The 23,224-nt window shown below is 60.1% G+C and carries 23 protein-coding genes; 2 read left to right on the top strand and 21 right to left on the bottom strand.

The window, feature by feature from the left end; translation table 11 throughout:
• Nucleotides 1-39: 39 nt before the first annotated feature.
• From acpP to ACZZ0G_RS03675, 6 genes are all read right to left on the bottom strand, one after another.
• Nucleotides 40-276: an acyl carrier protein gene (acpP, locus tag ACZZ0G_RS03650; RefSeq protein WP_005892238.1), complete on the bottom strand. Its 237-nt coding sequence runs from the start codon at nt 274-276 to the stop codon at nt 40-42.
• A gap of 196 nt (nt 277-472) precedes the next feature.
• Entirely contained in the window at nt 473-1,216 is a 744-nt protein-coding gene (gene fabG, locus ACZZ0G_RS03655) for a 3-oxoacyl-ACP reductase FabG (protein ID WP_038364479.1), read from the bottom strand.
• 16 nt (nt 1,217-1,232) lie between these two features.
• Nucleotides 1,233-2,171, bottom strand: a complete 939-nt coding sequence (fabD, locus tag ACZZ0G_RS03660; protein WP_463555339.1) for an ACP S-malonyltransferase — start codon at nt 2,169-2,171, stop codon at nt 1,233-1,235.
• Nucleotides 2,172-2,295: 124 nt separating this feature from the next.
• Nucleotides 2,296-3,306 (bottom strand): phosphate acyltransferase PlsX, encoded by a 1,011-nt coding sequence (gene plsX, locus ACZZ0G_RS03665; protein ID WP_463555340.1) that lies wholly within the window; start codon nt 3,304-3,306, stop codon nt 2,296-2,298.
• 4 nt (nt 3,307-3,310) lie between these two features.
• Nucleotides 3,311-3,493: a 50S ribosomal protein L32 gene (gene rpmF, locus ACZZ0G_RS03670; RefSeq protein WP_003179396.1), complete on the bottom strand. Its 183-nt coding sequence runs from the start codon at nt 3,491-3,493 to the stop codon at nt 3,311-3,313.
• Nucleotides 3,494-3,506: 13 nt separating this feature from the next.
• Nucleotides 3,507-4,034: a YceD family protein gene (locus ACZZ0G_RS03675; protein WP_038364482.1), complete on the bottom strand. Its 528-nt coding sequence runs from the start codon at nt 4,032-4,034 to the stop codon at nt 3,507-3,509.
• A gap of 105 nt (nt 4,035-4,139) precedes the next feature.
• Between ACZZ0G_RS03675 and ACZZ0G_RS03680 the strand changes: the two genes are divergently transcribed.
• Nucleotides 4,140-4,718 (top strand): Maf family protein, encoded by a 579-nt coding sequence (locus tag ACZZ0G_RS03680; protein WP_463555341.1) that lies wholly within the window; start codon nt 4,140-4,142, stop codon nt 4,716-4,718.
• 47 nt (nt 4,719-4,765) lie between these two features.
• Here the strand turns inward: ACZZ0G_RS03680 and sppA are convergent, their stop codons facing one another.
• The 3 genes from sppA to rluC are packed head-to-tail and all read right to left on the bottom strand — an operon-like array spanning nt 4,766 to nt 7,388.
• Nucleotides 4,766-5,755, bottom strand: a complete 990-nt coding sequence (gene sppA / locus ACZZ0G_RS03685; protein WP_150651114.1) for a signal peptide peptidase SppA — start codon at nt 5,753-5,755, stop codon at nt 4,766-4,768.
• Between the two features lie 24 nt (nt 5,756-5,779).
• Nucleotides 5,780-6,442 carry an HAD-IA family hydrolase gene (locus ACZZ0G_RS03690; protein WP_463555342.1) on the bottom strand — a complete coding sequence of 221 codons (663 nt, stop codon included), beginning with the start codon at nt 6,440-6,442 and terminating at the stop codon, nt 5,780-5,782.
• On the bottom strand, nt 6,429-7,388 hold the full coding sequence (gene rluC, locus ACZZ0G_RS03695) for a 23S rRNA pseudouridine(955/2504/2580) synthase RluC (protein ID WP_034155359.1): 960 nt from the start codon (nt 7,386-7,388) through the stop codon (nt 6,429-6,431). The genes ACZZ0G_RS03690 and rluC overlap by 14 nt, the downstream gene beginning before the upstream one ends.
• A gap of 699 nt (nt 7,389-8,087) precedes the next feature.
• Here rluC and rne point away from each other — a divergent pair.
• On the top strand, nt 8,088-11,285 hold the full coding sequence (gene rne / locus ACZZ0G_RS03700; RefSeq protein WP_463555343.1) for a ribonuclease E: 3,198 nt from the start codon (nt 8,088-8,090) through the stop codon (nt 11,283-11,285).
• Between the two features lie 287 nt (nt 11,286-11,572).
• Here the strand turns inward: rne and ACZZ0G_RS03705 are convergent, their stop codons facing one another.
• The 12 genes from ACZZ0G_RS03705 to ACZZ0G_RS03760 form a co-directional block, all read right to left on the bottom strand.
• Entirely contained in the window at nt 11,573-12,169 is a 597-nt protein-coding gene (locus ACZZ0G_RS03705) for a nucleotidyltransferase family protein (protein WP_463555344.1), read from the bottom strand.
• Nucleotides 12,166-13,146 (bottom strand): XdhC family protein, encoded by a 981-nt coding sequence (locus ACZZ0G_RS03710; RefSeq protein ID WP_463555345.1) that lies wholly within the window; start codon nt 13,144-13,146, stop codon nt 12,166-12,168. Before ACZZ0G_RS03710 ends, ACZZ0G_RS03705 begins: the two co-directional genes overlap by 4 nt.
• Complete coding sequence (locus ACZZ0G_RS03715; RefSeq protein WP_463555346.1) at nt 13,146-15,467, bottom strand: xanthine dehydrogenase family protein molybdopterin-binding subunit; 2,322 nt, start codon at nt 15,465-15,467, stop codon at nt 13,146-13,148. The genes ACZZ0G_RS03710 and ACZZ0G_RS03715 overlap by 1 nt, the downstream gene beginning before the upstream one ends.
• Nucleotides 15,464-15,934 (bottom strand): (2Fe-2S)-binding protein, encoded by a 471-nt coding sequence (locus ACZZ0G_RS03720; protein ID WP_463555347.1) that lies wholly within the window; start codon nt 15,932-15,934, stop codon nt 15,464-15,466. Before ACZZ0G_RS03720 ends, ACZZ0G_RS03715 begins: the two co-directional genes overlap by 4 nt.
• A gap of 315 nt (nt 15,935-16,249) precedes the next feature.
• Nucleotides 16,250-17,269 carry a UDP-N-acetylmuramate dehydrogenase gene (gene murB, locus ACZZ0G_RS03725; RefSeq protein WP_463555348.1) on the bottom strand — a complete coding sequence of 340 codons (1,020 nt, stop codon included), beginning with the start codon at nt 17,267-17,269 and terminating at the stop codon, nt 16,250-16,252.
• Nucleotides 17,266-17,730 (bottom strand): low molecular weight protein-tyrosine-phosphatase, encoded by a 465-nt coding sequence (locus ACZZ0G_RS03730; protein WP_463555349.1) that lies wholly within the window; start codon nt 17,728-17,730, stop codon nt 17,266-17,268. The genes murB and ACZZ0G_RS03730 overlap by 4 nt, the downstream gene beginning before the upstream one ends.
• Nucleotides 17,730-18,494: a 3-deoxy-manno-octulosonate cytidylyltransferase gene (kdsB, locus tag ACZZ0G_RS03735; protein ID WP_463555350.1), complete on the bottom strand. Its 765-nt coding sequence runs from the start codon at nt 18,492-18,494 to the stop codon at nt 17,730-17,732. Before kdsB ends, ACZZ0G_RS03730 begins: the two co-directional genes overlap by 1 nt.
• Nucleotides 18,491-18,676: a Trm112 family protein gene (locus ACZZ0G_RS03740; protein WP_003174668.1), complete on the bottom strand. Its 186-nt coding sequence runs from the start codon at nt 18,674-18,676 to the stop codon at nt 18,491-18,493. The genes kdsB and ACZZ0G_RS03740 overlap by 4 nt, the downstream gene beginning before the upstream one ends.
• A 21-nt stretch (nt 18,677-18,697) precedes the next feature.
• On the bottom strand, nt 18,698-19,708 hold the full coding sequence (lpxK, locus tag ACZZ0G_RS03745) for a tetraacyldisaccharide 4'-kinase (RefSeq protein WP_463555351.1): 1,011 nt from the start codon (nt 19,706-19,708) through the stop codon (nt 18,698-18,700).
• Nucleotides 19,708-20,136 carry an ExbD/TolR family protein gene (locus ACZZ0G_RS03750; RefSeq protein ID WP_095188604.1) on the bottom strand — a complete coding sequence of 143 codons (429 nt, stop codon included), beginning with the start codon at nt 20,134-20,136 and terminating at the stop codon, nt 19,708-19,710. Before ACZZ0G_RS03750 ends, lpxK begins: the two co-directional genes overlap by 1 nt.
• The gene (locus ACZZ0G_RS03755; RefSeq protein WP_178113639.1) at nt 20,133-20,768 is read right to left on the bottom strand and encodes a MotA/TolQ/ExbB proton channel family protein; all 636 of its coding nucleotides are present in this window, start codon (nt 20,766-20,768) and stop codon (nt 20,133-20,135) included. The genes ACZZ0G_RS03750 and ACZZ0G_RS03755 overlap by 4 nt, the downstream gene beginning before the upstream one ends.
• Nucleotides 20,769-20,869: 101 nt before the next feature.
• Nucleotides 20,870-23,104 carry a DNA internalization-related competence protein ComEC/Rec2 gene (locus ACZZ0G_RS03760; RefSeq protein ID WP_463555352.1) on the bottom strand — a complete coding sequence of 745 codons (2,235 nt, stop codon included), beginning with the start codon at nt 23,102-23,104 and terminating at the stop codon, nt 20,870-20,872.
• Nucleotides 23,105-23,224 lie beyond the last annotated feature (120 nt).

The following is a 23,224-nucleotide window of genomic DNA, read 5'->3' on the forward strand; positions in this document are numbered from 1 at the left end:
TGCGGTTTTTCCATGACAGCAAACAACGATTACAAACTATTACGCCTGGTGGCTAGTAACGTAGTCGATTGCAGCTTGTACAGTAGTGATCTTTTCAGCTTCTTCGTCAGGGATTTCGGTCTCGAATTCCTCTTCCAGAGCCATCACCAGCTCAACGGTGTCAAGGGAGTCGGCACCCAGGTCTTCTACGAAGGAAGCGGTGTTGACCACTTCGTCTTCTTTAACACCCAGTTGCTCGGCAACGATTTTCTTGACGCGCTCTTCGATGGTGCTCATACCTTGTTTTCACTCCTAATGGACAAATTCAGGCAGCTGGCCAGTGGGTAAGTGTATAGAAAGACTTTTCAGTTTTTCAACTGAAAGCTTCACTCCTCAAACCCTGCAGCCCTCTGCCTATAAATAGATTGCAGCTTTATAACGGATTTTAGACAGCTCGTATGACATTTTTTTGAAGCAATCCGTCACATTTTACTTACATGTACATCCCACCGTTCACCGGGATTGTAGCCCCAGTGACGTATGCCGCACCGTCGGATGCAAGAAAAGCGACCACAGACGCGATCTCTTGAGCTTGTCCCAGACGACCCAGCGGAATCTGCGTCTGCAAGGCTTCACGCTGTGCTTCAGGCAGCTCGCGCGTCATATCGGTATCGATAAACCCTGGGGTTACCGAGTTGACCGTAATCGAACGCGAACCGACTTCACGCGCCATCGCACGGCTGAAACCTTCCAGACCGGCCTTGGCGGCTGCATAGTTTACTTGGCCTGCGTTGCCCATGGCACCCACCACCGAGCCAATACTGATAATTCGACCCCAACGCGCCTTGGTCATGCCGCGCAGAACGCCCTTGGACAGGCGATACAGACTGTTCAGGTTGGTATCGATCACGTCGTACCACTCGTCGTCTTTCATGCGCATCATCAGGTTATCGCGGGTGATGCCGGCATTATTGACCAGGATCGCCACTGGCGCACCGAACTGCTCCTGAATGCCCGCCAGCACGGCGCTGACCGATTCATCGCTGGTGACGTTGAGTTCGAAACCCGTGCCCTGAATACCGTTTTCCTTCAGAGTGGCAGCAATGCGCTCAGCGCCCGAAGCGGAGGTCGCGGTGCCAATGACGATGGCGCCCTGACGACCCAGTTCCAGCGCGATAGCCTGACCAATGCCGCGGCTTGCACCGGTGACCAGTGCAACTTTACCTTGCAGACTCATGCAAGTTTCTCCTGATTCAGGCTTGCGCTGCGCGAGCGGCAGCGAAAGCATCTGGGGTATTGAGGTTTGAGGTCGCGACGCCTTCAGCGCAACGTTTGTTCAGACCGGCCAGGACTTTGCCCGGGCCGCATTCGACCAGATTGGTCGCGCCCTTGGCGGCCAGAGTCTGTACCGACTCGACCCAGCGTACTGGCTTGTACAGTTGTTCGAGCAGATCGCGCTTGAGGGTTTCCAGATCGGCCGGCACTTGCGCGCTGACGTTCTGTACGACCGGGATCTGCGGCGCCTGCCAGTCGATGGCGGCGATGGATTCGGCAAAGCGCTCGGCAGCCGGACGCATCAGCTCGCAGTGCGACGGCACGCTCACTGGCAGCGGCATGGCGCGTTTGGCACCACGGGCCTTGCAGCCTTCGATGGCGCGCTCGACGGCAGCCTTGGCACCAGCGATTACGACTTGGCCCGGCGAGTTGAAGTTAACGGCACTGACCACGTCGCCTTGCGCGGCTTCTGCGCAGGCAGCCAGCACGTCAGCGTCTTCCAGACCGAGAATGGCGGCCATGCCACCCTGCCCGGCTGGCACCGCTTCCTGCATCAGTTGACCACGGCGCTCAACGAGCTTCACCGCATCAGCCAGTGTCAGGCTGCTAGCGGCAACCAGCGCGCTGTATTCACCCAGGCTGTGACCGGCGACAAAGGCCGGACGCGCGCCGCCTTCAGCCAGCCACAGACGCCACAGGGCGATCGAAGCGGTCAGAATGGCCGGTTGGGTTTTATCGGTTTGATTGAGCAGCTCTTCCGGGCCCTGCTGGGTCAATGCCCACAGGTCATAACCCAGAGCCTCAGAGGCTTCTTTGAAAGTTTCGAGGATCAACGGATATTCCGCGCCCAGCTCGGCCAGCATGCCGAGGGACTGCGAACCCTGTCCTGGAAAGACGAATGCGAGGGAAGCAGACATGTAACAAGCCCCTAATGATCTTGTCGTCGGAAAATGACGCCCCACTGAGGGACGCAAGAAACTGACAGTTTGGATGGCCCTTTGAACCGGGCGGTCACATTTAAGCATTGTCCGACGAAAACGCCTAAGACAACAGATCCTCCAGACGACCGTGAAGGCGCTCGGGCAAGTTCTCCTGAATTTCGATCAGCGCACGCTGAATCGCACTCTGAAAGCCCTGAACCCCGGCCGAACCGTGACTTTTCACGACGATACCCTGCAAACCAAGGAAGCTTGCGCCGTTATGTCGCGCCGGCGCCAGATCGGCCTGCAAGCGCTTCATCAATGGCAGCGCCAATGCACCGACCGCTCGTGATGCGAAGTTCTTTTTGAACAGCGCTTCGATACGCGCAGCAATCATCGTTGCCAGCCCTTCGCTGGACTTGAGCAGGATATTGCCGACAAAACCATCGCAAACCACCACATCCGCCTCGCCGCGATACAACCCGTCGCCTTCAATGAAGCCGATGTAGTTGATGCCACGAGCAGCCTGCAACAGTGTCGCCGCCAGCTTGACCTGCTGATTGCCCTTGATGTCTTCAGTGCCGATGTTCAGCAGCGCCACGCGCGGACGATTGATCCCCAGCGTCTGCGCCGCCACCGAACCCATCACCGCAAACTGCAGCAAATGCTCGGCACTGCAATCGACATTGGCACCCAGATCGAGCAACTGGCAAAAGCCCTTTTGCGTCGGAATCGCCGCCACCATCGCCGGACGATCGATACCCGGCAGCGTCTTCAACACAAATCGCGACAACGCCATCAACGCACCGGTATTGCCGGCACTGACACAGGCCTGGGCCTTTCCATCACGCACCAGCTCCAGGGCGACACGCATCGACGAGTCCGGCTTGCCACGCAAGGCCTGGGTCGGCTTTTCGTCCATGGTGATGACTTCGCTGGCCGCAACAATCGTCAGGCGCGCGCGATCGGCAGCCGATTGGCCGTGGATCAATTCTTCAAGAAGGGAGGGTTGACCGACAAGGGTCAGGTGCAGCGAGGGCGTAGCAGACAGGCAAGCAAGACTGGCCTGAACAATGCTGCGGGGACCGAAGTCCCCGCCCATTGCGTCAATCGCGATGACTTGAGCGGACAAGTGATTACTCGTCAGCGCCCTTGTCGATCACTTTACGGCCGCGGTATACGCCTTCTGGCGATACGTGGTGACGCAGGTGAACTTCACCAGTGGTTTTTTCTACAGACAGGGTGCTAGCCTCGAGAGCGTCGTGCGAACGGCGCATGTCACGGGCAGAGCGGGATTTTTTGTTCTGCTGAACAGCCATAATTGATTAACTCCTAAACGTTTGGGTCACGCTTTAACTGCGCCAATACACTGAACGGGTTGGACCGCGTTACCTCGTCCTCGCTCGGTTCGGGCTCATCTGCTCCCGCCGGCTGCTGGCATTCTTCCGGATGATGAGCAGGCACAATAGGCAAGGCAAGCAGAAGCTCTTCCTCGACCAGTGACTGCAGATCCAATGGATCTTCGCCCAGTTCCAGCACGTCATAACCTTTCGGTAACGACTGGGTATTCGCACCCTCCTTCACTACAGCGTAACTGCATTCGCTGTGGATCGGCAGGGTGACCAGCTCAAGACAACGCTGGCAAACCATTTTGACTTCGGTGTCGATAAAGCTGTGGATCACCACAGATTTACGTTCATCTCGTTCAAAAACGAATTTCGCCTGCACCGTACCGACATCGTCGGAAAGCGGGTCGCAGAGTCTCTTCAAATCGGCCAGCAGCAGTTCACCTTGAAGGGTGGTGCCACGGTCAGCCAATTTGCGCGGGTCAACGTGAGGTGGAATCGGGTCATTCAACATAGGCGCAGCATTATAGGGATGCACCCACCCATGTCAAAGGAAATTGTGCCCTGTCCGTCACTTGCGTGCCTCCGCTAGAATCTGCACCTGCCTCAGGAGACGCGAATGCTGCCTTTATTACTCGCTTCAAGCTCGACCTATCGCCGGGAATTGCTCGCCCGCCTGCACCTGCCGTTCGTCTGCAGCTCGCCGGATATCGATGAAAGCCATCGCCCGGGCGAGTCAGCGATCGAACTGGTCAAACGCCTTGCCGAGCAAAAAGCCCGGGCACTGACCGACAGTCATCCCGCTCATCTGATTATCGGCTCGGATCAAGTCGCCGTACTGGGCGAGCGGATCATCGGCAAGCCGCACACCTTCGAAAAGGCCCGCGAGCAGTTGCTGGCCGCCAGCGGTGCCAGCGTGACTTTCCTGACCGGCCTGGCCCTGCTCAATAGTCAGACCGGCCAATGCCAGGTCGACTGCGTGCCGTTCACCGTGCATATGCGCCAACTCGACCCAGTGCGCATCGAGCGCTATCTGCGTATCGAGCAACCCTACGACTGCGCCGGCAGCTTCAAGGCTGAAGGCCTCGGCGTGAGCCTGTTTCAATCCACCGAAGGCCCTGATGCCACCAGCCTGATCGGCCTGCCACTGATTCGCCTGATCGACATGCTGCTGGTTGAAGGCGTGCAGATTCCCTGACCCACAAAAAACCGGCCATCAAGGCCGGTTTTTTACGCAGCGTCTTCTTAACGCAACGAAGGTCCGTGGAAACCCATCCACATCGCCAACTGCTCAGCGACACTGGCGCCGAGCTTCTTCGAGAAGCGATCGAAAGGCGATTCCTGAACGGTGAAGTCCACCAGTTCTTTCTCGCCGATCACATCACGCGCCACCGAACTGGCATTGCCCAGACCATCGATCAAGCCCAGCGGCAGTGCCTGCTCGCCCGACCAGACCAACCCGGAGAACAACTCCGGATGCTCTTTGTCTTTCAGACGATCGCCACGACCTTGCTTGACGCTGTTGATGAACTGCTTGTGCGTCGTGTCGAGCACGCTCTGCCAGAACGCCGTTTCTTCAGGCTTCTGCGGCTGGAACGGATCGAGAAACGACTTGTGCTCGCCCGAGGTGTAGGTGCGGCGCTCAACACCCAGTTTCTCCATGGTGCCAACAAAGCCGTAACCTGCCGCCGTCACACCGATGGAGCCAACCAGACTCGCCTTGTCGGCATAGATCTGATCCGCTGCGCTGGCGATGTAATAGGCTCCGGACGCACCCAGATCGGAAATCACCGCGTACAGCTTGATCTCCGGATGCAGGCCACGCAGGCGCTTGATTTCGTCATAGACATAACCCGACTGCACCGGACTGCCGCCAGGGCTGTTGATGCGCAGGATCACACCCTTGACCTTCTTGTCTTCGAAAGCCGCCCGCAGGCTGCCGACAATGTTGTCGGCGCTGGCCGGCTCTTTATCGGCGATCATGCCGGTGACGTCGATCAACGCGGTGTAATTCGGGCCGCGTGTGGCGCTCTTTTCCATGTCCATCAGTGGCGTGAACAGAATCAACGCAACAAACAGATAAACAAACGTCAGCAGCTTGAAGAAAATCCCCCAACGCCGCGAACGACGCTGCTCTTGCACACCGGCCAACAGGGTCTTTTCCAACAGCTTCCAGCTTTTCTCGTCACCGCCGTCGGCACTTGCCTTGGCCGGTGCTTTCCATTCGTCGGTCATGCCATCCACCCCAGCAAAAACGTATTAAGCCTGCTTCCCCAGCCAGGCATGCAATTCGGAAAAACGGTCGATCGACAGTCGCGGCTCGAACTGCTGCAACGATTCGATCGATTGCGCGCCATAACTGACCGCCACCGAGTCCATCCCCGCGTTACGCGCCATCAGCAGATCAAAGGACGAATCGCCGACCATCAGCGCCTGCTCCGCCCGCACACCGCAGTGAGCAATGATCTGCTCCAGCATCAGAGGGTGCGGCTTGCTCGCAGTTTCATCGGCAGCGCGGGTGATATCGAAATAATCTTCCCAGCCGTTGGCCTTGAGCACTCGATCCAGGCCACGACGATTTTTTCCGGTCGCCACAGCCAGGTGATAACCCTGCTCGCGAAAGGACGCCATCGACTCGACGACACCTTCGAACAACGGCGAAGGCACGGCCTCTGCAGCGATGTAGTGATCGGCGTAATACTCACGAAACGCGACCATCTCGGCATCACTGATTTCGGGATACAGCGTGCGAATCGCCTCGGGCAAGCCCAGACCGATAATGCCTTTGACGGCGAAATCATCGCGCAATTCGAAACCGGAGCGCCCGGAGGCCGAATGCATGGCTTCGACGATCCGGTGAATGGAGTCGGCCAGCGTGCCGTCCCAATCGAAAATCAGCAGTTTGTAATCAGATGGGCGCACTCAATCGCTCCACGGTCTTGGCCCACATTTCGTCGACCGGCGCCTGCAAGGTCAACTTGCCGCCATCGGGCAGCGGCACGGTCAGCATGTAAGCGTGCAGGAACAGGCGCTTGCCGCCCAGATCGCGAATTTCCTTGGTGAAATCCTCGTCGCCATACTTGCTGTCACCCGCAATGCAATGGCCAGCATGCAGGGTGTGCACGCGAATCTGGTGGGTACGACCGGTAACCGGTTTAGCCTCGACCATGGTGGCAAAGTCACCGAAGCGACGCAGCACCTTGAACATCGTCAGGGCTTCTTTGCCCTCGTCATTGACTTCGACCATGCGCTCGCCGGAACGCAGATTGCTCTTGAGCAATGGCGCGCTGACTTTCTTGATCGAGGTCGCCCAGTTGCCGCGAACCAGCGCCATGTAGCGCTTGTCGACGCCATCGCCGCGCAATTGCTCGTGCAAGTGGCGCAACATGCTGCGCTTTTTGGCGATCATCAGCAGGCCGGAGGTGTCGCGGTCGAGACGGTGAACCAACTCCAGCTCTTTGGCATCGGGACGCAACTGACGAAAGGCTTCGATCACGCCGAAATTCAAGCCACTGCCACCGTGAACCGCAATGCCGGCGGGCTTGTTGATCACGATCAGGGCTTTGTCTTCGAAGACAATCGAGGCTTCCAGGCGCTGCAACAAGCCTTGGGCGAGTGGCACCGGCTCATCACGTTCAGGCACGCGAACCGGTGGCACGCGCACGATATCCCCAGCCTGCAGCTTGTATTCGGGCTTGATCCGACCTTTGTTCACGCGCACTTCGCCTTTGCGCAAAATGCGGTAAATCAAGGTCTTGGGCACGCCTTTGAGCCGGGCGAGGAGGAAATTGTCGATTCGTTGGCCGGCATACTCCGGCGAGACTTCAAGCAATTGAACGCCTGGAGTCGAAGGGGCAGTAGTTGTCATGCCGCGGATGATAACAATTTTTATGGAATTGAAGCACTTAATCATTGCTGCTATAGTCGCGAACGCCGCCAAAAGCGGCCTGGACAGAGGAATCACGGTCAAAAACCGGCCCTGACCAACGCAATTCACCAGGACGCGAGGCCGTCCTACGGGGCTTTCGCTAGTAACGGTGGAGTTTTCAGTTGTAACAAGCGCAGGTGACATGAGGCCTGAATTACACCGCCGAGCAGAGTTTTTTACTCGCCTGGCAGGCACACATTCAAGGCCAGTTCACAAAGTGCAGTCAGCTGCAGATGACCCCGAGCGAATGCTTCGGAAACAACGCCTGAATTAGCCATGATGCGTGACCTCCCCTTTCGGAGCTCACGGTAAATGCCAACCCGCTGCGGATTCTGCGCGCGGCAGCACCCGAATTATCAGGGATACGTGTAGGGTGGAGATGCACAACCGCTGGACTGTGTAGCAATAGGCTTTATCAAGACGCTTCATCTCGTCCACAGCCGCTGGTTGATTCCTCCTCCTGACTGAGTGCTTAAGTAGCCACAGCAAGCAGGACGCGTACGTCGCTATATCGGCCCAATTGGCCGCATATCGCTGGACACGGGAATGGCCAACCACTCCCGACGCACCTGACACCGACCGTGAGAAGTCGTGTGTGCCGAACGCCGTTTCCGGCAGCCCGGAAACCGACGGTACTACATGAAAAGAATGCTGATTAACGCAACTCAACCCGAAGAGTTGCGTGTTGCACTGGTAGATGGCCAACGCCTCTACGACCTGGACATCGAATCCGGTGCACGCGAGCAGAAAAAGGCCAACATCTATAAAGGCCGTATCACTCGCATCGAACCAAGCCTTGAGGCTGCCTTTGTCGATTTCGGCTCCGAGCGCCACGGCTTCCTGCCCCTCAAAGAAATCTCCCGCGAATACTTCAAGAAAGCCCCTGAAGGCCGCGTCAACATCAAGGACGTCCTGAGCGAAGGCCAGGAAGTCATCGTTCAGGTCGAAAAAGAAGAACGTGGCAACAAGGGCGCCGCCCTGACCACTTTCATCAGCCTGGCCGGTCGTTACCTCGTGCTGATGCCGAACAACCCGCGTGCCGGCGGTATCTCCCGTCGCATCGAAGGCGAAGAGCGCAACGAACTGCGTGAAGCGCTGAACGGTCTGGTTGCACCGGCCGACATGGGTCTGATCGTGCGCACTGCCGGCCTGGGCCGCAGCAGCGAAGAAATGCAGTGGGACCTCGATTACCTGCTGCAACTGTGGACCGCCATCAAAGAAGCCTCGCTGGATCGCTCCGCGCCTTTCCTGATCTACCAGGAAAGCAACGTGATCATCCGCGCTATCCGCGATTACCTGCGCCAGGACATCGGCGAAGTGCTGATCGACAGCGTTGAAGCCCAGGACGAAGCCCTGACCTTCATCCGCCAGGTGATGCCGCAGTACGCCAGCAAGATCAAGCTGTACGAAGACAGCGTCCCGCTGTTCAACCGTTTCCAGATCGAAAGCCAGATCGAGACCGCTTTCCAGCGCGTCGTTGAACTGCCTTCCGGCGGCTCCATCGTCATCGATCCAACCGAAGCCCTGGTGTCCATCGACATCAACTCGGCGCGCGCCACCAAAGGCAGCGACATCGAAGAAACCGCCCTGCAGACCAACCTTGAAGCCGCTGAAGAAATCGCCCGTCAGTTGCGCCTGCGCGACATCGGCGGCCTGATCGTCATCGACTTCATCGACATGACCCCTGCCAAGAACCAGCGCGCCGTGGAAGAGAAAGTCCGCGAATGCCTGGAAGCCGACCGTGCCCGCGTGCAGATCGGCCGCATCTCGCGCTTCGGCCTGCTGGAAATGTCCCGTCAGCGCCTGCGTCCATCCCTGGGCGAAAGCAGCGGCATCGTCTGCCCGCGTTGCAACGGCACCGGCATCATCCGTGACGTTGAATCGCTGTCGCTGGCGATCCTGCGCCTGATCGAAGAAGAAGCCCTGAAAGACCGCACCGCCGAAGTGCGCGCTCAGGTGCCGATCCCGGTCGCTGCGTTCCTGCTCAACGAAAAACGTAACTCGATCACCAAGATCGAACTGCGCACCCGTGCCCGTATCGTCATTCTGCCGAACGATCACCTCGAAACGCCGCACTTCGAAGTTCAGCGTCTGCGTGATGACAGCCCGGAAGCCGCGACCAACCAGTCCAGCTACGAAATCGCTGCTGCCGCGGCAGAAGTCGAAGAAGTTCAGCCAGCCGCTGCGACCCGTACCCTGGTTCGCCAGGAAGCTGCGGTCAAGACTGCTCCGGCCCGCGCCAACGCTCCGGTTCCGACCGAAGCCGCCGCACCTGCCGCTCCAGCACCGGCTCCGGTTGCCGCGCCAGAGCCAAGCCTGTTCAAAGGTCTGGTGAAATCGCTGGTCAGCCTGTTCGCCACCAAAGAAGAGCCAGCCGCGCCGGTTGTGGTTGAAAAACCCGCCAGCGAGCGTCCGGCCCGTAACGAAGAGCGTCGCAACGGTCGTCAACAGAGCCGCAACCGTAACGGTCGTCGCGATGAAGAGCGCAAGCCGCGCGAAGAACGTGCTCCGCGTGAAGAACGCGCCCCACGTGAGCCGCGCGAAGAGCGTCAGCCACGTGAAGCCCGTGAAGTTCGCGAGCCTCGTGAAGCCCGGACCGAAGCGCCAGCGGTAGCCCGCGAAGAACGCGCACCTCGTGCTCCGCGTGAAGAACGCGCTCCACGTGCACCGCGTGAAGACCGCAAGCCACGTGGCGAGCGTGAAGAACGCGTACGTGAACTGCGCGAGCCACTGGACGCCGTTCCAGTGGCTGCAGCCGCCGCAGCCGTGACCGCTGAAGAGCGTCCGGCCCGTCAGCCACGCGAAGAACGCGCACCGCGTCCGCCGCGTGAAGAGCGTCAACCGCGCGCCGAGCAGGCCGCTGCTGCCGTCGCTGAAGAAGAAGTGAACACCAACGAAGAGCAACTGCCGGAAGACGGTTCGGAGAACGCCGAAGGCGATCGCCCACGTCGTCGTTCGCGCGGTCAGCGTCGTCGCAGCAACCGTCGCGAGCGTCAGCGTGATGCCAACGGCAACGTGATCGAAGGTTCGGAAGAGTCCGAAGCCGGCGAAAACGGCGAAGAACCAAGCACTGCCGATCTGGCTGCTGGCCTGGCAGTTACTGCCGCTGTTGCCAGCACCGTGATCAGCGCTCCGGCTGAAGCACAAGCGCACGAGCAAGCCGAACGCGCCACTGCGGCTGTTCAGGAAACTCCTGTAGTGGAAGCGCCAGTTGTTGAAGCGACTACTCCAGTAGAAGTGGTTGCTGCTCCGGAAGTCGAAGTGGCTCCGGTTCAGGAAACGCTGCCTCAGGTAGAGCCAGCGCCAGTTGTGTTCGCCGAGCCGGTGGTTGAAACCGTCGCTGAAACCGTGACCGAAACCGTGCGTGAAGTTCGTGAAGTTCGTGAAGAGCAGACTGCCTTCAACTGGGTCGCCGAGCCAGCCGTGACTGAAGTACCAGCACCTGCTGCTGAAGCTGAAGTCCCGCAAGCGATGGTTTCCGAGCCAGTGGTTGCGGCTGCCGAACCTGCTCCAGCGCCAGTCGTTGAAGCACCGGTTGTTGAAGCTCCGGTCGTCGAGGCGCCTGTAGTGGTTGAAGCGCCGGCTCCGGTCAGCGCTCTGGCTGCAAACGGTCGCGCCCCGAACGATCCACGCGAAGTGCGTCGTCGCAAGCGTGAAGAAGAGCGCCTGCAGAAGGAAGCCGAACTGGCTGCCGCTGCTGCTCCGGTTGCTGAAGTCGTCGCTGAACAAGCGGTAGTTGAAGCGGTCATCGCTGAAGCGCCTCGCTCCGTTCAAGACGCAGCAGAGCACCACGAAGAAGTCCAGGAAAAAGAACACGAGCCTAAACCCCTCGTCTGATTCCTGAAGCTGTAAAAAAGCCCCGCCCGGTGAAAGCCTGGCGGGTTTTTTTTATGCGCGCTGGTTTATGTGGTGAATGTTAGATCCAACCCCCTCACCCCAGCCCTCCCGAAACGTCGGACCGCCCCCAAGGGGGCGAGGGGAAAGGAAGCCGATCTCCGTGCTTTTCAAATCCTGAGCTCGACTGGATATCTCAGGTCGGTGTACCTCGAAAGAACACCTCGGTCAGTTCCCTCTCCCTCCGGGAGAGGGCTAGGGTGAGGGGCTCCTAGGAATTTACGTAGCTCTCAAGACGAAGTAAAAACCAAAGCCTCAGGCACATCGATATCCCACAACACCCCGGGATCATCCACCGCCACCTCAACCACCCTTCCCTGCTTGAACAACGGCCGAGCCCCGCGATCACCGCTCAACGCCAGCAACCCCGCACCAAACGACCGGCCAAATCCCACCGGATGCCCAAACTCATTGTCCTGCACCGGCACGCTCACCGCATCATCAGCCATCGCCGCGACTACCCGCTCAATACTCGACGGCAAGATAAACGGCATATCCCCCAGCACAATCAGCCAGCCATCCGCTTGCGGGCACGTCGCGATTCCCGCCGCAATGCTGTCGCCCATGCCGGTCGTGCCAATCGTTACAACTTCACAGCCATACGCCTGAGCCATACGCATCGCTTGCGGTCGTTCTTCCGTCGTGACCAGTACACGTTTGTCGAGGCTCGCCGGCAGATTCACCAGCACCTGCTCGATCACCGAGCGCACCGCGCCATCGCGCCCCGTGCAATCGGCGAGCAACTTATCCTTGTCCGCACCCGCCACTTTGCGAAAGCGACTGCCCTCGCCTGCGGCCAACACAATCACGCCAATGGTTCGGCTCATGCGCCCTCCACGGGTTTCTTCTGCTTCAACTCAACGCCGTTTTTGATCGCGACGATCTCTGCGAGCAAAGACAAGGCAATCTCCGCCGGCGAATGACTGCCGATGTGCAGACCGATCGGTCCATGCAATCGAGCAATCGCCTCTACCGACAAGCCTAGCTGAGCCAGATTCTCCCGGCGCTTTTGACTGTTAACCCGCGAACCGAGCGCGCCGACATAGAAGGCTGGCGAATCCAGCGCCGTCAGCAGCGCCATGTCATCCAGACGCGGATCGTGAGTCAACGCAACAATCGCCGTGCGCTCATCCGTCTGAATGCTCAACACTGCGTCATCCGGCATGCCCGGGACAAAGCGACCGTGGTGCTCTTCCCAACCGTAGACAAATTCAGTGCGCGGATCGCAGATCAGCACTTCGAAATCCAGCAGTCGCGCCATGTCCGCCACGTAGCGCGACAACTGTCCGGCGCCGATCAACAGCAGCCGCCAGCGCGGGCCGTAAATTGCGCGCAGAACCTTGCCGTTGAACTCCAGAGCATCGGTTTTGCTCGCCGCTGTCAAAACAACTTCACCGGTTTCGATATTCAGTTCGCGGGCGACGATTTCGTGGGCTTCACAACGCGCCAACAACTCGGCGACCCACTGCGGATCGCCAACCCGCTCTTCGGTCAGGCGCAAAGTGCCGCCGCAAGGCAGACCAAAGCGCGCCGCCTCCTCCCGAGTGACGCCATAAGTGATCAGTTGCACCGGCGGCCCATCACTGGCAATCCGCCCATCGTGCAAACGGGCGATCAAGTCATCCTCGACACAGCCGCCCGACACCGAACCAATCACCACACCATCCTCGCGCAAGGCAAGCATCGCGCCAGGAGCCCGTGGCGCTGTGCCCCAGGTCTGCACCACGCTGAACAGCACCACCCGCTGCCCGGCGCGGCGCCATTCAAGGACGCTGCGCAGAACATTGAGGTCGACGCTGTCCATTACGCCTCTGCCTTCTGCCAGCCCTGCAACTGATAACGCACCGGCAGATTGCGAATACGCTTGCCGGTGGCGGCGAAGATCGCATTGCACAGCGCCGGCGCAATCGGTGGCACGCCCGGTTCGCCAACACCACCCAACGGCACGTCGCCCGGCGGCGTCACCAGATGCACGGCAACTTCCTTCGGCGCCAGCGACATGCGCGCCACTTCATACATATGGAAGTTGTCCTGCTGGACCTTGCCGTCCTTGAAGCTGATTTCACCCAACACCGCGTTACCCAGGCCCATCACACAAGCGCCCTCGAACTGCGAGCGAATGCGCTCAGGGTTGATCTGCGGCCCGCAATCCACGGCAATATCGGCCTTGTGCACGATCAGCATACCGTCGTCCTTGACCTCGACTTCGATCACCGCCGCCACGTACGTGACAAAGCTGTAATGCACCGCCAGACCCAGACCACGGCCCTTCGGCAGTTTGCGCCCCCAGCCGGCAGCTTTGGCGGCGGTTTCCAGCACCGTGCGCATGCGCCCGGTATCGATCGGATAACGCTCGGGAGACTCGCCGTAGTTCCACTCTTCGCTCAAGGTACGCGGGTCGATCTGGCGATCAGGGCCAAGCAGTTTGATCTGGTATTTGAGTGGATCCTCACCGGCCTTGTGCGCCAGCTCATCGACGAAACTCTGGATGGCGAAACCATGGGGAATGTTCGACACCGAGCGATACCAGCCGACTCGCGTGTGTACCGTCGCTTCGGGATTTTCCAGACGCACATTGGGAATCGCGTAGGCCATGTTGGTGAAACCCATGCCCAGCTCGAACGCTGCTTCATGGTTCATACCCGGCGCGAACAGCGCGGTGATGCTCGGCGCCACGGTGCGATGCAACCAACCGGACGGCATGCCGTCCTTGCCCACACCTGCCTTCAAATACTCGGCGGAGACGGTGTGGAAATACGAGTTATGGATATCGTCTTCACGCGTCCACTGCACCCGCACGGCTTTACCGGGGAACTCTTTGGCGAGGATCGCCGCTTCAACGACGAAGTCCGGTTTCGACTTGCGACCGAAACCACCGCCAAGCAGGGTGACATTGAAAGTGACGTTATCGAATGGCAGACCAAGACGCTCAGCGATTCGCTCGCGGGTGACTTGCGGCGCCTGACTCGGCGCCCACGCTTCGCAAACGCCGTCCTTGTAGCGAGCGATGGCAACCATTGGCTCCATCGGTGCCTGCGCCAGATGCGGCAAATAGTAGGAAGCTTCCAGCGTACTGGCAGCACTGCTCAACGCCTTGTCGATATCGCCGGTGTTGCGCACCACTTTGCCGGGTTTCAGCGAGGCGGCTTCCAGCTCTTTGCGATAGGCGATCGAGTCGTAACTGGCGTTCGGGCCGTCATCCCACTCGATTTTCAACGCTTCGCGGCCCTTGATCGCCGCCCAGGTATTGCTGGCCACCACGACCACACCGCCCAATGGCTGAAACTCTGAAGGCAACGGGCGACCTTCAATCTGAATCACTTTGAGCACGCCGGGGACTTTCAGCGCGGCGCTGTCATCCAGGGATTTGACCTTGCCGCCGTAAACCGCCGGACGGGCGATGGTCGCGTACAACATGCCATCGAAATGCACATCGGCGCCGTACACCGCACGACCGTTGACGATGTCGTCACCGTCAATGGCCTTGGTGCCTTCCTTGCCGATATAGCGGAACTCTGACGGCTGCTTCAGACGCAGACTGTCGCGCGCCGGCACCGGCAACGCACTGGCTGCGGCGGCGAGTTCGCCATAACCCAGCTCACGTCCGGACGGTTTGTGCAGCACTTTATGCAACTGCGCGTGGCATTCGCCGACCGGCACTTTCCACTGCGCGGCCGCCGCTAGCTCCAGCATCGTGCGGGCTGCCGCGCCGCAACGCCGCATCGGTTCATACCAGTGGCGCATGCTGCGCGAACCGTCAGTGTCCTGGTTGCCGAAGCGCACTTCATCACCCGGCGCCTGCTGCACTTTGACCTGCGCCCAATCAGCTTCCAGTTCATCGGCGACGACCATGGTCAGACTGGTGCGCACACCCTGGCCCATCTCGGAGCGGTTGCAGACCACGGTGACCGAGCCGTCAGCGGCAATGCTGACATAGACCTTCGGATCGTCGATCCAGCCATTGGGCATGCCGTCGGCGCCGAACTGTTTCGGTTTGTCCTCGGCTAATGCGTCTTGCCAACCCCAACTGGCGGCCAGCACCAACGCGCCAGTAGCGCCGATACCTTTGAGAAAGCCACGGCGGCTTAGATTGCTCAGGGCGAAATCATTCGGCAGGCGGCTCATGCCTTGGCCTCCTTCAAATGAGTGGAAGCCTGACGGATCGCGGTCTTGATCCGGTTATAAGTGCCGCAGCGGCAAATGTTGCCGACCATGGCTTCTTCGATCTGCTCGTCGCTTGGGTTTGGATTGGTTTTAAGCAATGCGGTGGCCGACATGATTTGCCCGCCCTGACAAAAACCGCATTGCGCGACAGCGGTGTCGAGCCAGGCTTGCTGGACGATCTGCCCGACCGGATCAGCATGCAGGTTGTCGATCGTGGTGACGTTCTGCCCGATTACCGAGCCGACCGGCGTGATGCAACTGCGCGCCGGCAAGCCATCGATATGAATGGTGCACGCGCCGCAAAGGCCCATGCCGCAACCGAACTTGGTGCCGTTGTAACCGGCGACGTCACGAATCGCCCATAACAGCGGCATGTCTTCAGTGACATCGAGGGGATGGTCTTGACCGTTGAGTTTCAGGGTAATCATGGGCACGCCCGCATATTTTTAGTGGTTATGGGGTCGAGCAATCTGCCGCCGGAAAAATCAGCGGTGTGGTTCGCGCAGATCGACTCAGGCTAATCAGGCTCTCTTGTGCCGACGCGAACGTCTGCACCGGGCCTTTGGTGGAGCAAATGACGGTTATCGTTAGCTCGCTAAGTTAACCCAACATTAACGAAAAAGCCCTGCTGAGACAGGGCTTTTCAGTGGCGAGCTTTTAGCTACAAGCTGCAAGTAAAAGCAGTACCTGGCTCACGCTCAAGATTGTAGCTTGCCGCTAGAAGCTTGAAGCTCGCCGCTGCTTCAATACCGATTGGGCTCCATTTCCAGGTCGACATTGAATCGTTCGGCAATGTCTTTCTGGATGCGTTGCGCCAGATCGAGCAGTTGCAGACCGGTCGCCGTGCCGTAATTGACCAGCACCAGCGCCTGCAATCTATGCACGCCGGCATCGGCCTCACGGAAACCCTTCCAGCCAGCGCGTTCGATCAACCAGCCAGCAGCCAGTTTCATCTGCCCGTCCGGTTGCGCGAATGCCACCACGTCCGGGTGTTCTGCTTTGATCTGGGCGACAATGTCTGCCGACACCAGCGGGTTCTTGAAGAAGCTGCCGGCATTGCCGAGCACTGCCGGATCCGGCAGTTTCTCGCTGCGAATGCTGCAGATGGCGCGGCTGACGTCGAACGGCGTCGGTTGCTCGATGCCCTGCTCGGTGAGGCGCTGACGCACCGGGCCGTACTCCAGATGCAGATGCGCGACGCGGTCGAGTTGAAACCGCACGCGCAGAATCAGCCAACGCCCCGGCTGCTGCTTGAACAGGCTGTCGCGGTAGGCGAAGTTGCATTCTTCCAGGGTGAAATCGTGCAGCTCGCCGGTCTGGCGATCCAGCGCGGTGAGGCCGGCGAACACGTCCTTGATCTCGACACCGTAGGCACCGATGTTCTGCATCGGCGCAGCGCCGACGGTGCCTGGGATCAGGCTGAGATTTTCCAGTCCGGAAAAGCCCAACGCCAACGTATGCAGCACAAACGCATGCCACGGCTCGCCGGCTTCAGCTTCGATCACCACGCGGCTGCCATCATCGCTGATCACGCGGATCCCCCGCGTGGCCATGCGCAGTACCAGCGCCGGGATATCTGCCGTCAGCAGCAAATTACTGCCACCGCCGATCACCAGCAACGGCACATCATGAGAAACGGCATAGGCCAGCGCTTCGCGAACATCGGCATCGCTGTGGGCTTCGGCGAACAGTTGCGCGCGCACATCCACGCCAAAACTGTTGAACGGTTTCAAGGAAACCTGCGGTTGCAGCTGCAAACTCATAACCGGCCCTTCACTTCGATCAACAATTGGTCACAAGCCGCTTCAATCAGATCCAGCACCTGCTCGAAGCCCTGATCGCCGTCGTAATACGGGTCCGGCACTTCATCGACCAGCCCGGCATAACGGCGCAGGAACAGATCCAGCTCGGCTTTGCCGGTGGACGGCTGCAGCGCCTTGAGGTTGCGCAGGTTGCTGTTGTCCATGGCCAGAATCAGGTCATAACTGGCGAAGTCGGCACGGCTGACTTGCTGCGCGCGTTGCGTCGACAGGTCATAACCGCGCACTTTAGCGGCGGCCTGGCTGCGTTTGTCCGGCGGGTTGCCGACGTGCCAGTCACCGGTGCCGGCGGAGGCCACTTCGACCTGATCTGCCAGCCCCGCTTCACGCAGCTTGTGACGCAATACGCCTTCGGCCGTGGGCGAACGGCAAATGTTGCCCAGGCACACAAACAGAACGCGCATCAGGCCTCCAGCAGGCGGCGAACGCGCTCGAGGTCTTCAGCGGTATCGACGCCGGTTGGCGGCGCAATCAGCGCGTCGGCGACGTGAATCCGCACGCCGTGCCACAGGGCACGCAACTGCTCGAGGGATTCAGTGTTTTCCAGCCAGCACGGGCCCCAGCTCACGAAATCGTGGAGGAAACCGGCGCGGTACGCATAAATGCCGATGTGGCGACGGTACGGCACGCCTTCCGGCAGTTGCTCGCGGCTCTTGGCAAACGCATCGCGTGCCCACGGCAAAGTCGCGCGGCTGAAGGTCAGCGCCAGTCCGTTGAGGTCGCTGACGACTTTGACCACGTTCGGATTGAACAGGGTGTCCACGTCCTCGATCGGCTCGGCCAGCGTGGCCATGCGCGCTTCGGTGTGCGCGGCCAGATTGGCGGCGACCTGATCGATCACGCTCGGCGGGATCAGCGGCTCGTCACCCTGCACGTTGACCACGATCGCGTCAGGCTCAAGGCCCAGTTTCGCCGCGACTTCGGCCAGACGATCGGTGCCGGAATTGTGATCTTCACGGGTCAGCACCACTTCGGCGCCAAAGGCCTTGCAAGCCTCGACAATGCGCGCATCGTCAGTCGCAACCACGACGCGGGTCGCGCTGCTTTTGCTCGCCTGTTCCCAGACGTGCTGGATCATTGGTTTACCGGCAATGTCCAGCAGCGGTTTGCCCGGCAGTCGGGTCGAGGCGAAACGCGAGGGAATGACAACGGTGAAGGCGGTGGTCATTTATCCAGACGCTCGTCGGTGGTCAGGGTGCGGGCTTCGCTTTCGAGCATCACCGGGATGCCATCGCGGATCGGGTACGCCAGACCGGCGCCCTTGCTGATCAACTCGGTCTTGTCGGCGCTGAGCTTGAGCGGGCCTTTGCAGATCGGGCACGCGAGGATGTCGAGCAATTTGGTGTCCATGAACATTCCCTGAGTAAAGAGTTAAGGCAAAAGCCGATCGGGCAACAGGCGCATCAGCTGTGTGTCGAACCAGGCCACGAAGGCCGGTGACGGCACGGCATCGACCGCCAGATACCACCAGTCGGCAGCAGCGAAGGCACGGCACTTCACCGCGTCCTTTTCGGTCATCACCAACGGCAATGACGGTGTGAAATTCAACGCCTGCACGCTGTATTCGGCGTGATCGGCAAACGCGTGCGGAACTGCGCGCCAGTCTAGCGCTTCGAGGGTATTGAAGAAACGTTGCGGATTGCCGATCCCGGCGACCGCGTGCACGCTCTGGCCCGGAGGAAAATGATCGAGCGGTTTACGCTCGCCGCTGCGCAGATTGACCAGCGCGGTCGGTTGCAGACGGAAAGCGAAACCGTCGTCGCGATCCTCAGTGGCGCCATTGAACAGCACGCCGTCGACACTTTGCAGACGCTCGATCGGCTCACGTAGCGGGCCTGCCGGCAAGCAGCGTTTATTGCCCAGACCACGGGCCGCGTCGATCAGCACCAGTTCCAGATCCCGCGCCAAGCGGTAATGCTGCATGCCGTCATCGGAGAGGATCAGATCCAGTGGTTCGCTGGCCAGCAACGCTTTGACAGCAGCGCTGCGATCGGGATCGATCATCAGCGGCACGCCGGTACGCTGGACGATGAGCAAAGGTTCGTCACCGGCAATGGCAGCGGTTTGCTCGGCCTCAACGCGCCACGGCAGTTGCGGCGGTTTGGCGCCGTAACCACGGCTGACCACGCCGACGCGCAAACCGCTGCGCCGGCAATGTTCGATCAACCAGAGAATCATCGGCGTCTTGCCCGTGCCACCAACAGTGATGTTGCCGACCACGATCAACGGCACGGGCGGCTGATAGATCTCGCCTTCACCGTCGAGAAAGCGTTGGCGTTTACCGATCACCACGCGGCGATAGAGCATTTCCAGCGGCAGCAGCAGCGTCAGGGCCGGGTGCCCCTGATACCACGCGGCGAGCAAGCGATCGGACAGGCTCATCAGGATTTGGGCGCCGCCTCGACCGTGGTCATGCGCAAATGGCTGAAACCGAGCTTGCCGGCCGCGTCCATGGCGGTGATCACGGATTGGTGCTGAGTCTTGCCATCGGCACTGATCGACAACGGCATGTTGGTGTCACCGTTGGATTCTTTCTGCATGGCTTCCATCAACGTCGCCAGATCGTTTTTCGGCAGAATCTTGTTGTTCACCGAGAACACGCCCTCGGCGCTGATGGCCACGTCGATCTGCTTGAGCTGCTGATCTTCGGCCGGTGAGCCGCTGACCGCTTCGGGCAGATCAACGCGCAACTGGGTTTCACGGGTAAACGTGGTGGTCACGACGAAAAACAGCAGCAGAATGAACACCACGTCGATCAGCGACGCGAGGTTGATGTCCACGGTTTCCCGGGGCTTGCGACGGAATTTCACGCGCGGCCCTCGGTCAGGTCGACGTCACGGTCGCCCTGCACCACTTCAACCAGCTTGATCGCTTCCTGCTCCATGCCCACCACCAATTCATCGATGCGGCGTTGCAGGAAACGGTGGAAGAACACCGCCGGAATACCGACCATCAGGCCCGCCGCCGTGGTGATCAGCGCTTTCGAGATACCACCGGCCAATACCGAGGCGTTGGTGGTCATGCCGGAACCAGTGAAGGCGCTGAAAATATCGATCATGCCCAACACGGTACCGAGCAGACCGAGCAACGGCGCCATGGCGGCGATGGTGCCGAGTGCATTGATATAGCGCTCAAGTTCGTGAATGACGCGCGCGGCGGCTTCTTCGATGCACTCCTTCATGATCTCGCGACCGTGCTTGGAGTTGGCCAGACCGGCGGCGAGGATTTCCCCCAGCGGCGAATTGGCACGCAATTCCTTGAGTTTTTCTTTATTGAGTTGCTTGTCCTTGATCCACACCCAGACCTGGCCCAGCAGATGCTCGGGGGTGACGCGGCTGGCGCGCAGGGTCCACAGGCGCTCGGCGACGATCGCCATGGCCGCGATGGAGCTCAGAATGATCGGCAACATCATCCAGCCGCCGGATTTGACCAATTCCCACACAGTGACAGTCCCCTCGAAAAAGTGCGCCACTTTACCATACCGATTGACGATTAAGACCCGCCGCCCCGACGACCGTGACGCCCCATTGACCCACGTCCCGATCAGCGGGCCAGTGCGGGCGGATCACGCCAGAAACGGCGCTGATGACGCATCGTGCGTGGCGCCCTGAAGGTACCCAGTTGCAGATGAATGGCGCCTTGCTCGGCGCTGTCGTAAATGCGCAGACCGAGTTTGCGGTAACGCGCCATCACGGTCGGGTGCGGATGGCCGAAAGAGTTGCCATGTCCCCGGGAGATCAGCACTGACTCAGGTTTCAAGACGTTGAGCAGCGCCATTGACGATGAACTGCGGCTGCCATGATGGGGCGCTTGCAGCCATTGCGTCGGGGCGGCCAGTGGGCTTTCGAGCAGGACACGTTCGGCGTGGGTGTCGATGTCGCCGGTCAACAGCAGACGTTCGCCATTGGCCTCGATCTGCAACACGCAGGAACGCTGATTGCTGTCGTGAGCGTCCGCCCACTGCCAGAGTTGAAAACGCACACCGTCCCACTGCCATTGCTGGCCACTAGCGCAGGCTTCGGCGTTCAATTGCGCGGGCAGGCCCGCCGGGTCACCGCTGATCACTTGATCGACGGTCAAACCGCGCATGACCGCCAAAGCGCCACCCGCGTGATCGGCGTCCGCATGACTGAGCAACATCAGATCGAGTTTTTCCACACTGAGTTTGCGCAATGCGGGCAGCACCACACGCTCGCCGAGATCGAGCTCACCAAAACGCGGCCCCGCATCGTAGAGCAACGCGTGATGACGGGTGCGAATCAGAATGGCCAGACCTTGGCCGACATCGAGTTGCCAGATATCGGCCAATCCTTCATCTATCTGATCGCGTGGCGGCACGACCAACAGCACCAGCAACGGCCAGCCCAGTGGACGCAGCGGCACGCCGCGCGGCAACAGCAACAACACGGCGCCGAGGCTGCCGATGGCCCAGGCCCAAGCGGGTATCGAGGGTGCGATCCACGCCGGCCAATGCCCGGCAATCATTGCCAGCGCGCGAAACAATACGTCGATCAAACCGCCGGCCAGCCACAGCAAGCCTGCGCCGACATAAGGGACAGGCAACAACGCCGTCCCAAGTAGCGCTGGCGGTAACACCACAAGACTGACCCAAGGCACAGCGAGCAAATTTGCCAGCGGCCCGCTGAGGCTGATCGGCAGGTTCAGCGCCAGCAATACCGGGCACAAACCGATCGCGATCAACCATTGCGCCCGTGTCCAGGTCTGCCACCAGTGCCACGCCCCCAAGCGACCGCCAAAGGTAAAAATCAGCACGGCCACTGCCGCAAAGGAGAGCCACAAACCCGGACGCAAGCTGGCGAGCGGATCCAGCAGCAACACACCGTTGAACGCCAGCAGCAACGGCCACCATACCCCCAGATGGCGAAAGCGCAGGCGCCACAACAGCACCAGCCCGACCATCACGCAGGCTCGCTGCACCGGCACATCGAACCCGGCGAGCAGGCCATAACCAAACGCCGCCGCGAACGCCAGCCCACAGGCCCATGGCAGCCACGGCCAACGCAATGGCCACAACCCATAGCGGGCAAGTCCGGCCACCAGCAAATACATCACCGCCGCCAGCAAACCGATGTGCTGACCGGAAATCACCAGCAAGTGCACGGTGCCGGTGTCCTGCAGAATCTGCCAGTCCTCGCGACCGAGTCCCGAACCGTCGCCCAGCACCAGCGCTGCCAGTGCGCCGTTTCGCCCTTGCGCATCCACGCTCAGCAAACGCTGGCGAATACCGTCACGCCAGGCCCAGCGTGCTTCGCTCAAGCGCTGCCCGTCCTTGATCGTGCCGGTCGCTCCAATGCGTTGCGCCAGCAGCCAGGCCTCATAATCGAAGGCCTCGGGGTTGCGTAAACCACCGGGACGCTTGAGCTTGACCGCCAAGCGCCAGCGCTCGCCACTGTGGACCGGCGGCCCGGCGTACCAGGCAAGCCGCATCAGTGATGGCAGCTTTTCGTGACGCGAGTGCGCATCGGCCAATTCGAAGCGCACCACGCCATCGCCGTTCTGCGGCAAACCGACGACCCGCCCTTCTACCCACCGGGTTTCTCCATCCAGCCCGGCCGGTAAACGATCATTCAGCGCCCACTGCGCACCGACACTGGCCCACGTGAAGCCAAACAGCAAAAACGCCAACGGATAACTGCGAAACGGCAGCAGCATCAATGCCACGACCGGCAACAACAGCATCAACCAGACCGGCGGTAATGCCGGCATAAAAACCGCGACCAGCAGACCGACTGCGAGCGCCATCATCCCTGTGCGCATAAGCCCGTCCTTGAGAGTTCTGCACTTAGGCATAGCGGGTGTCGGGCACGTCCGTCGTCAACAATTGTCACAAAGTCTGAATGGGCGCTTCGTAGAATCCAGACATACTTGCCGCCTTAA

It is taken from the genome of Pseudomonas sp. AC169, from assembly GCF_979258515.1.